This is a genomic window from Neisseria sp. P0018.S001 (assembly GCF_051957355.1).
In the GTDB taxonomy this organism is placed as follows: domain Bacteria; phylum Pseudomonadota; class Gammaproteobacteria; order Burkholderiales; family Neisseriaceae; genus Neisseria; species Neisseria subflava_A.
The window spans coordinates 198,554-210,400 of sequence record NZ_JBQCWN010000002.1; the positions used below are offsets into that span (position 1 = coordinate 198,554).

Consider the following 11,847-nt stretch of genomic DNA (forward strand, 5'->3'; position numbering starts at 1 on the left):
CAACACAAAGGCCGTCTGAAACATCTTTTCAGACGGCCTTTTATATTTCCTTTAAAATATCGCATTCCCATTTATTTTCAGACGGCCTCTTCATGTTTCCCAACGAATCCGCCCCCAACCTCCTGCAAGGCTTGAACCCCGAACAACTCTCCGCCGTAACCTGGCCGCCGCAATCCGCCCTCGTTTTGGCAGGCGCAGGCAGCGGCAAAACACGCGTGCTGACCACGCGTATCGCATGGCTTTTGCAAAGCGGACAAGCCAGCGTGCACAGCATTATGGCGGTAACGTTTACCAACAAAGCCGCCAAAGAAATGCAGACCCGTTTGGGCGCAATGATTCCCGTCAACGTCCGCGCCATGTGGCTCGGCACGTTCCACGGCCTCTGCCACCGCTTTTTACGCCTGCACCACCGCGACGCCGGCCTGCCGTCTTCCTTCCAAATCCTCGACAGCGGTGACCAGCTTTCCCTGATCAAACGCCTGCTCAAAAGCCTCAACATCGCCGAAGAAATCATCGCGCCGCGTTCGCTGCAAGGCTTTATCAACGCGCAAAAAGAATCCGGCTTGCGCGCTTCCGTCTTGAGCGCGCCCGATCCGCACACACGCCGCATGATTGAGTGCTACGCCGAATACGACAAAATCTGCCAACGCGAAGGCGTCGTCGATTTTGCCGAACTCATGCTCCGCAGCTACGAAATGCTGCAAAACAACGAAATCCTGCGCCAACACTACCAAAACCGCTTCAACCACATTCTGGTCGACGAGTTTCAAGACACCAACAAACTACAATACGCGTGGCTCAAATTAATCGCCGGCAACCATGCCGCCGTCTTTGCTGTCGGCGACGACGACCAAAGTATCTACCGTTTCCGCGGCGCAAACGTCGGCAACATGACCGCGCTGATGGAAGAATTCCACATCGACGCGCCCGTCAAACTCGAACAAAACTACCGCTCCGTCGGCAACATCCTCGCCGCTGCCAACGCCGTCATCGAAAACAACGACGAACGCCTCGGCAAAAACCTGCGCACCGACGCCGAAGCAGGCGACAAAATCCGCTATTACTCCGCCTTTACCGACCTCGAAGAAGCCCAATTCATCGTGGACGAAACCAAAGCCCTCGAACGCGAAGGCTGGAATTTGGACGAAATCGCCGTCCTCTACCGCAGCAACGCCCAATCCCGCGTCATCGAACAAAGCCTGTTCCGCAGCGGCATCCCCTACAAAATCTACGGCGGCCTGCGCTTTTACGAACGCCAAGAAATCAAACACGCCCTCGCCTACCTGCGCCTCGCCGTCAATCCAGACGACGACAACGCCCTCTTGCGCGTGATTAACTTCCCACCGCGTGGCATCGGCGCACGCACCATCGAAAACCTTCAGACGGCCTCAAACGAACAAGGCATCACCCTCTGGCAGGCAGCCTGCAATGCCGGCGCAAAAGCCACCAAAATCGCCGCCTTCGTCCGCCTCATTGAAGCCCTGCGCAACCAAGTCGGACAAATGCCCCTGTCCGAAATCATCGTCGGCATCCTCAAAGACAGCAGCCTGACCGAACACTACAAAACCCAAAAAGGCGACAACCAAGACCGCCTCGATAACCTCGACGAACTCGTCAACGCCGCCATCGAGTTCAAACCCGAAGACAGCAACTTTGAAACCCTGCCCGAAAACATTTCAGACGACCCCGCCTTCCCTATCCTCGCCTTCTTGAGCAACGCCGCCCTCGAATCCGGCGAAAACCAAGCAGGCGCAGGCGAAAAAGCCGTCCAACTGATGACCGTCCACGCCTCCAAAGGCTTGGAATTCAACGCCGTCTTCCTCACCGGCATGGAAGAAGGCCGCTTCCCCAGTGAAATGAGCCTTGCCGAACGCGGCGGCCTCGAAGAAGAACGCCGCCTCATGTACGTCGCCATCACCCGCGCCCGCAAACGCCTCTACATCACCATGGCGCAACAACGCATGCTGCACGGACAAACCCAATTCGGCATCGTCTCCCGCTTCGTCGAAGAAATTCCGTCCGAAGTATTGCACTACCTGTCCGTCAAAAAACCCGTCTACGACAGCTACGGCAACACACGCCAAACCGCCACGTTCAAAGACAAAATCCTCGACGACTTCAAACAGCCGCAAACCTACGCAGGCTTCCGCATCGGCCAAAACGTCCGCCACGCCAAATTTGGCACCGGCGTCATCATCGATGCCGTAGACAAAGGCGAATCTGCCCGACTGACCATCAACTTCGGCAAACAGGGCGTGAAAGAGCTGGATACCAAGTTTGCGAAATTGGAAGAGATGTAGAAGGGAGATGGCATAGGTCGTCTGAAACCCGTAGCGCGGGCTTTGCCCACGAATCAAACTCAAAATTTCAGACGACCTTTTTTAGCTGACATTATCGTGGGCGAAGCCCACGCTACAATGCACACCGATAAAGCAAATAGTCGTCTGAAAACGAGGGCAACGAGCTTTGCTGAAACCTCTGCCGTCATTCCCGCGCAGGCGGGAATCCAGAAGTAGAAATGTAGGTTGGATACTCGTATCCGACAAAAAACATTTGTTGCGTCTATCGTTTCCGAAAAACCGCTGTTGGAAAATGTCGGATTCGAGAATCCGACCTACGGCTGCTGCTTTTGGGGTGATGAAAAAGCAGCCTGCACTTTAAATTTCACTCGTTTCCCTGCTCATAAGATTTCAAACAATTGTGCTAACAGCACATCCTGCAGCACCACCCGCGTTTCGGCCTGCCGAAGCAGCCGTGCGAGTAGTGCATCGATTTCTACGCCCGAAACAGTTTGACGCAGGCTGGATAAAGCCTTCATGCGGTTTTTTTGTTCGAATGCATCTTCCATACCAGGTTTGACACAAAAATACCAAAACGGCTCGGTCCTCATGTGGTAGAGCGGCATGCCGAAATTTTCTTGGTGGTATGCGTTTGCCACCCACCGCTGCCATTGCTGTCTGAATATTGCCTGCCATTCTTCCAAAAGCGTATCCGAAAAATCAATTTTTTCTGTGTGCAGGCTGCCTGATTCATACAGCAGGCATAAACTGTATAGAAGGATGAATTTATGCGGGGCACGGTTGTTTGCTTGTGTAAAACTTGTATGCAGGCTGCGGAATTGTTCCGCATATTTTAATAATGCTGCCAAATCTTTCATACCGCTTCCTTCTGCAAACTTTGCAATACCTCCTCCGGTTGCCAATTCAATGCGCGGCAATAATCAATAAACTCAAAGATATCCAGCCGCCTGTCACCTGTTTCCACTTTTCCTACGAACGAATGCACCACATTCATCCGTTCCGCCAATGCACGCTGCGACAACCCCAAATCCAATCTTCTGCGGATAAGGAGTTGTCGCAAATAGGTGTGTTCGGCAGAGTGTACCGACAAACGAATATTTCTCATGCGCTCCGATTTTAGGTACAATCACGCATGCACCTGTTTTAGGTGCAAATAAGAAATATGTATAAAAATGACCGTAATACCCATACACCCTGCCAACCCGTTCGACGCTATACGCCAAAACATCACTGAAGAATATTTGAGCGAAACGCAGCACTACCCTTGGATTGTTACCTTTTCAGGCGGCAAGGACAGCACCCTTGTCGCCCATTTGGTGTTTGACATGCTGCTTTCGCTGCCGCCGATGCTGCGGACGCGGCAGGTGTTCTTCATTTCCAACGACACGCTGGTGGAAAGCCCGCTGGTAGTGAAACACATGCGCCAATCTTTGGCAGAAATTCTGCGTGCCGCTGAAATTTTCAGGCTGCCCGTCAGCGGCGAAATCACCGTGCCGAAATTGCAGGACACCTTTTGGACGCTACTCATCGGCAAAGGCTACCCCACGCCCAACCGCTCAATGCGCTGGTGCACCGACCGCCTGAAAATCCAGCCTACTAGCGGCTACATCCTGCAAAAAGTAAACGAAAACGGCAAAGCCATCATCGTACTGGGCGTGCGCAAAGACGAATCTGCCACCCGCAAAGCAAGTATCGAAAGCCACCAAAACTTGGAAAACAGCAATCTGACCCCGCACAGTGATTTGAAAAACGCGTTGGTGTACCGACCGATTGTCGATTTGAGTACCGACGACGTGTGGGAATTCCTTGCTGCCAACGACCCGCCCTGGGGAGGCGCACACAGCGATTTAATCAAGCTCTACCGCGAAGCCGCCGGCGGCGAATGTCCGATTGTGCTGTCGCAGGAAGAAGCCCCCGGTTGCGGCACCAATTCCAGCCGCTTCGGCTGCTGGACGTGCACGGTGGTCAATAAGGACAGAAGCCTGCAGGGCTTTGTGGACGCGGGGAAAACCGAATTCACACCGTTAATCGAATACCGCGACTGGCTGGTGGACATCCGCAACAAACCCGAATACCGCCAGGCCGAACGGCGCAACGGAAAACTCACGTTCAAAGGCGGCAAACACATCCCCGGCCCGTTCACCATCGCGGCGCGGCAGGAAATGCTGGCGAAGCTGCTAAAAGTGCAGGCTGCTTTCGGCGAAGAACTGATTTCGCAGGACGAAATCGACCTAATCAAGCGAATTTGGACGGAAGATCTGATTAACACTTACTCAAGGAATAAAAATGAAGACGGAAACACGGGAACAGGTGGCTGATTTGCTGCTGTGGAGTGATGAAAATGCCAGAAACCTGATGGAGAAAATCGCTGCCGAACATGGTGTATCGCCCGATGCGCTGGCCGATTTGGCGGCATGGGAGCGCGAGCAACAGGAACGGATCCGCAAACGCGGCATGACCGAAGTATTCGATGAAGTTTTTGAAAACAGGAAATATTGGGGCTGAATATGTGGATACATTCAATCAGGCTGCTTAATTTCAAATCCTACCAAGAAGCGGCCTTCTCCTTTCCCGAACCGAAAAACGGGCAGAACATTGTTTTAATTGGCGCGATGAACGGGCACGGCAAAACCACTTTGTTGGAAGCGGTTTACCTGTGCCTGTATGACGCGGATGCGGTCAGCCATTTGCAGCGGGCCGGCTTGAACAGCAAAGATGTCAATTACCCGAATTTCCTGCAGGCTGCCCTGCATCACAAAGCAGCGCCGCAATACGGCCGATACCGCATCGAGCTGGAAATTGAAATCCGCCAACGGCGGCAAGGTAAGATTTGCGGCCTGAAAATCCGCCGGAAATGGCATTTCAATGAGAAAAGGCAATTTGAACGCGAAAGCACCGAAACGCGGGCAGACGTGCTGGTTGACGACCGCTACCTGCCTGTCGATTTAGCCGAATTGGACAAATATCTCAACACTTACGCCCTGCCGTTCGATTATGCGCCGTTTTTCTTTTTCGACGGCGAAAAAATCGTGCAGGCTGCAGAACGCAGCGGCACGGGTATGTGGCTCAATACCGCCCTGAAAGGCCTGTTGGGCGTAACCCTGCTGACGCGGCTTGCAGACAGCCTTGGCGATTACCGCAAACGCTGCATTTCCGAGAACGCGGGCAAAAAGATGCAGGAAGATTTGGACAAAGCCGAAAGCGCATTGACTTCTGCCCAAGTGCAATATGATGTATTCCGTGAAGAATGGGAAAAAGTACAACAGGAATGGGCGCATTGGGATGCGGAAAGAAGCAGGCTGCAACAGCAGATCGGCGGCGGCAGCGACATCCGCACTTCGCAGGATTTGCTGATGCAGCGGGAACGGCTGGAGAAGGAAATGGACGATTTCAATGCGAAGGTCAAGGCGGCGGTTAAAGCCATGCCGCTGGCCTTCCTGCCTTCAGACGGCCTGAACGCGCTAAAAATCAAACTCGAACGAGAAGCCAACCGCCTGCACCATGAAGCCGGCAGGGAGCAGATTGCGGGACGGGTAAACGATTTTTGGAGCGCGTTTGTCGGCAGCGGCAAAGTCAAAGAAGTATTGGGGCGTTCGGCTTGCGCCATTTTGGAAGACCCGCTGATGAAGGAAGCTGTAGCCGAATGCTGGAACGAATTATTTTACCCGTTGCCTGAAAATTGCGCCGAAACTATCGAGCACAACTATCTCTCGAAAAACGCCCATGCTGAAATCCAAAACGAAATCAGCCGCATACAGGGTATGCCACAAGGAAGGATAGGCAGCCTGCTGGCCGATATCGAACAGCGGCGGAGCGAACAAAAACAAGTCTTGGAAGAATTGGAGCTGCTCAAAGGCAGCAACAAAGACGAACTGGTGGAACAGCTCAAACAGGCGAACAAGCAGGCCGATATACTGAAAGAACGTTCGGGCAGCCTGAAAAGCAACGTGTTGGAAAAAGAAAAAGAATGCCGGCGCAAAAAGGATGAAGTCAGCAAACTGCAAGACAAAATCAGCGACAGCAACCCGCTAATGGTGAAGTCGCGCCGTGCGGGACAGGTAGAAAAAGTTATTGCCGCATTGACCGATGCTCTAATGCGGCAAAAGGCGGGTGAAATCGGTGAAACCGCCACCCGCATCAACCGCACCATTGCACACGATGACCGCATCCACAAAATCAGCATCGAAGCCGACGGAAGGATGGGGCTTTACGGCCGCGACGGCAGGGAAGCGCAGGTCGATTTGTCGGCCGGACAAATGCAAATTCTGATTATGTCGCTGGTGTCGGCATTGGCGGAAGTTACCCACTATCCTGCCCCCTTTGTCATCGATACCCCTTTGGCACGTTTGGATGAGGGCCACCGAGAAGGTTTGTTCAAGCATTGGAGTGGGCTGGAACAGCAGGTGATTTTGTTGTCGCAGGACACCGAAATCACCCCCGAAGTGTACCGCCGTCTCGACCCGCATATCGGCCGCACCTATCTGGTGGAAGCCGAATCACTGGACAGCGCGGGCGCATGTTCACGTGTAACTGCCGATGTTTATTTCGAATAATTAAAGGAACAATACATGTATCTGCTGCCAGACAACCGCCAGTGGGATTCCGACTATTTCCATACCCTGATTAGCGACAAACACATTATTTCCAGCAGCGAAGCCAAAGCCATACGCGAAAAACTCACCCACGCAGGTGCGTTGCCGCATCTGGACAACAACTACGAGTGGGCGGTACTCTGTATCGGCTATTGCTTTGCCAAAGGCTGGGCTCGCCAGCCGGAAAATTTGACTGCCGCCCCCGATACCAAAGGCATCGACATCCCTTCTTTCCAAACCTGCTTTCAAGACCATTCGCGGCTTTGGCTTGCCCTGTTGAGCGAAACCCTGTTCCACATCAGGCAAGGGAAACCGGCGGGAAAAGATGATTTGTACAAACTAATTGCCGACCTGTGGCATACCGGCGCGCTTGGTTTGCATGCGTTTTGGGAACGTTGCAGACAATTCAAACCCGATGACGATTTGGCACAACGGCAGGCCTTTTTGAACGAATTGGCTGAATTGGCTGTTAAAAACAGTAGCGGACGGCAACATGCAGGAGAGATTTCTAGTTCAAGCGAATTTCCCGCAGAAAATGTCGGAACACTCGATGCAGCCCGCATCAAACTTAAAACCGCACTGGACAAAACAGTCGGCAAGGGCGGCACGATACAACTAGAATACGTCGGCGTGCGCTACGACTGCTTGCGCGTACAGTTCGACTGCTATGTGGATTTGGAAAAATACCACAGCCAGATTTGCTCCGAATTAGGCATCGGCGATGACGAAATGCGCTGCGGACGCATACGCGGCGAAGCCAATACATGGCACATCAATATCCTGCGCCCGCAAGACACTTGGCGGCAATACGGGCAAAGTGAGTTTCAGACGGCCTTACAGCAATACCGCGCATCGGCACAGCAATTCAGATTGCCAGTGTGTATCGGTTTGGACGAACGCGGCGAACCCGTGTTTCAAGATTTTGCCACCGCGCCGCATGTGATGGTAGGCGGGGAAACGGGGGCTGGGAAATCGGTACTGGTGCGCTCAATGCTGGCTTCCCTGTTCGAACTCGCTCCTCAGAATGAAACGGAAATCGTCGTGTGTTATTGCAAAGTTTCTGCGGATTTCGCCGCCTTCAAAGACCGTCCGAATTTATGGCAGGGGCGCATAGTCAGCGATGCGGAAGAAGCTGCTGAAATATTGTCGTCTTTTGCTGACGAGATGGATAAACGATACCGCCTGATGGACGAATACGCTGCAAAGGATATTGCAGAAGTCCCACAGCACACCCGTCCAAAATATGTTGTTATCGTGATTGACGAACTGGCCGACCTTATCGATGTCAGCAGTGACGCAGAAGGGCATTTGGTACGGCTGGCACAAAAAGCGCGCTCCGCAGGAATGTATCTGTTATTGGCAACGCAACGCCCCGATGCGAAAACACTCAGCGGCCGCCTACGTGACAACCTGCCGACCAAAGTTGCGTTGAAAACAGGCAAACGCCAGTCTTCCGAGATTATCTTGGGCGAGCGCGGTGCTGAAAACCTGACGGCCAAAGGCGATCATTTGGTCAAATGGAACAATGAAGCAGCACGTTTTCTGCACGGGTATAATGTATAATTTGTTCAACCATCCTTTGCAAAGGTCTCAGGCCGTCTGAAAACAGATAATACTGCTTTTTCAGACGGCCTTTTTATTTGAGATTAATGATTAGGCTTTAGATTCGCCATCATTCTCTGCTTTGGGCGGGACGGGGGCAAACCAGCCGACCAGAAGCAGCAACAGGCCGACGATGATGAAGGAGACGATGCGCGCGATACCGCCACTGTTGGAAAGCTCGATCAGGAAGAGTTTGACGACCACGATGCCCATCAGCGTCGCGCCTGTCATCCAGTAGGAGCGCTGTTTGCGGCGGTTGCCGAGTACCATCAAGATGATGGCGGTTACTGCCCAAACAACAGACAGACTGGCTTGCAGGCCGAAGGATTGGAGCATGATGTCAAGACGCCAAGTGATGCCGTCGTAGAAATGCCATACGCGCATCACGCCTGCGCTGATCAGCATAAATGCCAAGGCGGAAACTGTGGTTGCCGTGGTACGGCGAAGCTCGGGCGGCAAGGCTTCGGGCAGGGATTTCAGGGCAAACCAAAGCATGCCGGCGCTGGCAAGTTCCACCGGATTAAGCACGGGAATATACGGCAACGGCGAAGGTTGGAACGGCGTGGAGAAGTTGGTCCACAGCATCCAACAGGCGGCGGCAAGGGCGCACAACGGCATAGCAAAATGCTGATAAATGGCTTGATGCCGTCTGAAAAATTCGCGTTGGCGCTGCGTATGGAAAACAATCCACATCGCCAAAGGCACAACCAGCCATGAGAGCTGAGACCAAACGCCGGAGAGAAGGCCGCCGACATACAGCGCCGTCCAAAGCGTCCAAAGTACGCCAAGTATCGTGATATTGAGTTTGTGCAACCAAATCAGATCATGGCGCGGATAGTTGTTCAGAATAATGAAGTTCAACACGGTAGCGGCGGCAAGCGGCAAGGCTGCGGCGGCTGTCCATGCGTGTTCGGTATGATAGAAGACGAAATGCAGGGCAAACACGGGCAGGAATGCCAAGTTTGCCTGCAGCAACTCTTCCCATTTCAAACGTTTGGCAAACAGCAGCAAGCTGGCAAATATCGGCCACATCCACAACTCAATAAACAGGGTTTCCTCGCCTGTCCATTGCATATAAAGGGCGTAGCTGCCTGTTGCCAATGCAGTAAGCAGGATGATCCAGCCTGAAACCTGCGCAAAGTAAACCTCGTTTCCTTCCGGTTTTTCGCTTGCAACCGGCACGCGCGGATATTGCAGCGCGTAGGCAGCCGCAAACAGCAAAGGCGTAGCGGCAATAAGGTACAGATGGCTCAGGAAGCCTTGGGATTCATAAATAATACCGGCTTGCAGCAACAGGGCGAACAATACATTGCCCAAGGTAAATGTGATAAACACATTCGGCTCATGTTTGCGCCGGCAGAATGCCCACGCCGCTGCCAAAGCGGAGAGAGCGACAATGCTGCCTTGGTCGGCCAAGAAGAGCAAAGGCAAAATAGAGATGTACAGCAAGGCGGCAGACAACACGGCCGTCTGAACGGATTTTTCCCATTGCGCCGAACCTTCGCGACGCGAGAAATACCACAGCAAGTAAATCGCTGCTCCGCCAAGCAACACCACAATCGTCGTAAACCACTGCCCTTCCAGAACGGTATCCGTGCCGAAGCCCTGATAATTGTCCAGCTGAATCAGCGCCGCCAAGAGATAAACAATCAGCGCACCAAAACGGATATGCGGACGCTGTTGGCGCAGACCGAAGAAATAAACCAGTGCGGATTCGGCACTCCACAGGATAACCGTATTGCTCGATTCAAAATAAAGCGGAACGGCAATCGTGAGGAACAATACCGCCAACGCAAAAAACGCCTGACGCAAAATATACAGCCCCTGCTGACGTTTCAGCAGCAGCGCGGCCAGTCCGTAAACAGCGGCAAAACCCAATGCGGAAAGCGCATCCGCGAATGGCCAATGCTCCACCATGCGGTATTGCAGGCCGAACGCCGCCGCCATCGTGCCAAACAATAAAGTATGGTCGAGGACATGCACGCGCAGGCCGTGTGTGTAAATACTGTTGCCAATCTCCTCTAAAGTCGCATTGTCGGCAATCGGCGTAACGCTGTCTTCGCTGTTTTCCGTCAGCTTACGGCGTGCGAACAGATACGCGATAAAGGTATAGAGCAGTCAGTGGTAAATCAGAAAAGGCTCGGTAGTGGAGAAATGTTGCGGCGTATAACTTCGCATGCCCCACAGCGCGGCAATGGCAAAAGTAGCAACAAAACCCGTCAGGTTCAGCGGGCGCCATGCCTTAAACCACGCAATTGCGGCCACACCGGCATTGAGCAGGGCAAGATAAGAGAATAGCACCAAATAATTGCCGCTGCCGTCTGAAGTCAGCAAAGGCGCGGCCATACCGCCGATTAAAGCAACCTGCGCCATAATCTGCGCGTTCTGCCTTACCGCCAGCCACGCCATCAGCACGACCATCGCCACCATCAACCCGAACACGACCGACACAGGCAACAGCGGATGCAGTTTTAATGCCGCCAACGCCGTCAAATACATCACCGCCACGCCGAAACCCTGCAACACCAAGCCATATTCACGCTTACGGCTTTGCAGCTTCCAGCCGCCGACCACCGCCGCCAAACCCGCGCCTGCCACAGTCAGATAACGCAGTTCGACAGGCACATGAACCCGCTCGGAGGCATAGCGCAAGAGGAACGCCAAGCCGAGGAACAGCACCACAATACCGGTTTTCAACAGCGGATTACCGCGCAAGAACCAAGCAACAATCGGATTGTCGGAAAACTTGTACCCTCCATCCTCCGCTTGATTTTTATGGATAACGAATTGACGCGATGGCGCTTCTTCGCTTTCAGACGGCATCGAAGCAACAACAACCTCTTCTTTAGGCAGCCCTGCTTGTTCAGCAACAACCGGAGCAACCGCCTCGACAACTTCTTCCACAACAGGCTCAGGCGAAGCAGCAGCCTTGGCAGAAACAGGATCAATAGGTATAGAAAAAGAAGGGGCAAACGCCTCTTCAATTTTCTGCTTAACAGGCGCAGCTTCCGCCTCAGGCTCAACCCGAACATGAAGCGGCTTAGAGGCCGTCTGAACATCGGCAACAGCCCGAGCCTCAAGCCCCTGCCCTACCTTCGCCTCATCACGGACAGTCTCATGCTCCAACACCGACAAACGCTGTTTCAGCAGCTCGATTTCCTGCTCCAGCTTTTGCATCCTGTCGCCTGCCGTAGCAGATTCAGCCAAACGCTCTTCTTGGCGTTGTTTGGCGATTGACCAAGCAACCAGCCAAAACAACGACCCAATAATCACGCCCGTGGCCATCTCATCAAGAAAATAGCCGATAATAATAGGAATAAGCAGGCCGAAAAACTGCATGAAACACCTGTTTG

At 53.2% G+C, this 11,847-nt stretch carries 7 protein-coding genes and 1 pseudogene; 5 read left to right on the forward strand and 3 right to left on the reverse strand.

Annotation, left to right across the window (positions count from 1 at the left end; all coding sequences use genetic code 11):
* Nucleotides 1-92: 92 nt before the first annotated feature.
* Nucleotides 93-2,300 carry a DNA helicase II gene (gene uvrD, locus ACTHTJ_RS02445; protein WP_440360899.1) on the forward strand — a complete coding sequence of 736 codons (2,208 nt, stop codon included), beginning with the start codon at nt 93-95 and terminating at the stop codon, nt 2,298-2,300.
* Nucleotides 2,301-2,680: 380 nt separating this feature from the next.
* On the opposite strand, the gene ACTHTJ_RS02450 is transcribed toward uvrD, so the two are convergent.
* Nucleotides 2,681-3,157 (reverse strand): hypothetical protein, encoded by a 477-nt coding sequence (locus tag ACTHTJ_RS02450; RefSeq protein WP_063068390.1) that lies wholly within the window; start codon nt 3,155-3,157, stop codon nt 2,681-2,683.
* The gene (locus ACTHTJ_RS02455) at nt 3,154-3,405 is read right to left on the reverse strand and encodes a helix-turn-helix domain-containing protein (protein WP_004518984.1); all 252 of its coding nucleotides are present in this window, start codon (nt 3,403-3,405) and stop codon (nt 3,154-3,156) included. Before ACTHTJ_RS02455 ends, ACTHTJ_RS02450 begins: the two co-directional genes overlap by 4 nt.
* Before the next feature lie 67 nt (nt 3,406-3,472).
* Here ACTHTJ_RS02455 and dndC point away from each other — a divergent pair, with 67 nt between their 5' ends.
* The 4 genes from dndC to ACTHTJ_RS02475 are packed head-to-tail and all read left to right on the forward strand — an operon-like array spanning nt 3,473 to nt 8,455.
* Entirely contained in the window at nt 3,473-4,618 is a 1,146-nt protein-coding gene (gene dndC / locus ACTHTJ_RS02460) for a DNA phosphorothioation system sulfurtransferase DndC (protein ID WP_063076790.1), read from the forward strand.
* Nucleotides 4,587-4,805, forward strand: coding sequence for a DNA modification system-associated small protein (locus ACTHTJ_RS02465; RefSeq protein ID WP_009425188.1), 219 nt, complete (start codon nt 4,587-4,589; stop codon nt 4,803-4,805). The genes dndC and ACTHTJ_RS02465 overlap by 32 nt, the downstream gene beginning before the upstream one ends.
* 2 nt (nt 4,806-4,807) lie before the next feature.
* Nucleotides 4,808-6,853 (forward strand): DNA sulfur modification protein DndD, encoded by a 2,046-nt coding sequence (dndD, locus tag ACTHTJ_RS02470; RefSeq protein ID WP_049258440.1) that lies wholly within the window; start codon nt 4,808-4,810, stop codon nt 6,851-6,853.
* A 15-nt stretch (nt 6,854-6,868) separates the two neighbouring features.
* Nucleotides 6,869-8,455: an FtsK/SpoIIIE domain-containing protein gene (locus ACTHTJ_RS02475; RefSeq protein WP_070583875.1), complete on the forward strand. Its 1,587-nt coding sequence runs from the start codon at nt 6,869-6,871 to the stop codon at nt 8,453-8,455.
* A gap of 90 nt (nt 8,456-8,545) precedes the next feature.
* Here ACTHTJ_RS02475 and ACTHTJ_RS02480 read toward each other — a convergent pair.
* Nucleotides 8,546-11,833: pseudogene (locus ACTHTJ_RS02480) on the reverse strand (DUF2339 domain-containing protein).
* Nucleotides 11,834-11,847 lie beyond the last annotated feature (14 nt).

Excerpts from the sequence above, each read along its gene's own strand:
- ACTHTJ_RS02455 (WP_004518984.1), bottom strand. The coding sequence starts at position 3,405 with ATGAGAAATATTCGTTTGTCGGTACACTCTGCCGAACACACCTATTTG.
- uvrD (WP_440360899.1), top strand. The coding sequence starts at position 93 with ATGTTTCCCAACGAATCCGCCCCCAACCTCCTGCAAGGCTTGAACCCC.
- ACTHTJ_RS02475 (WP_070583875.1), top strand. The coding sequence starts at position 6,869 with ATGTATCTGCTGCCAGACAACCGCCAGTGGGATTCCGACTATTTCCAT.
- dndD (WP_049258440.1), top strand. The coding sequence starts at position 4,808 with ATGTGGATACATTCAATCAGGCTGCTTAATTTCAAATCCTACCAAGAA.
- ACTHTJ_RS02450 (WP_063068390.1), bottom strand. The coding sequence starts at position 3,157 with ATGAAAGATTTGGCAGCATTATTAAAATATGCGGAACAATTCCGCAGC.
- dndC (WP_063076790.1), top strand. The coding sequence starts at position 3,473 with ATGACCGTAATACCCATACACCCTGCCAACCCGTTCGACGCTATACGC.
- ACTHTJ_RS02465 (WP_009425188.1), top strand. The coding sequence starts at position 4,587 with ATGAAGACGGAAACACGGGAACAGGTGGCTGATTTGCTGCTGTGGAGT.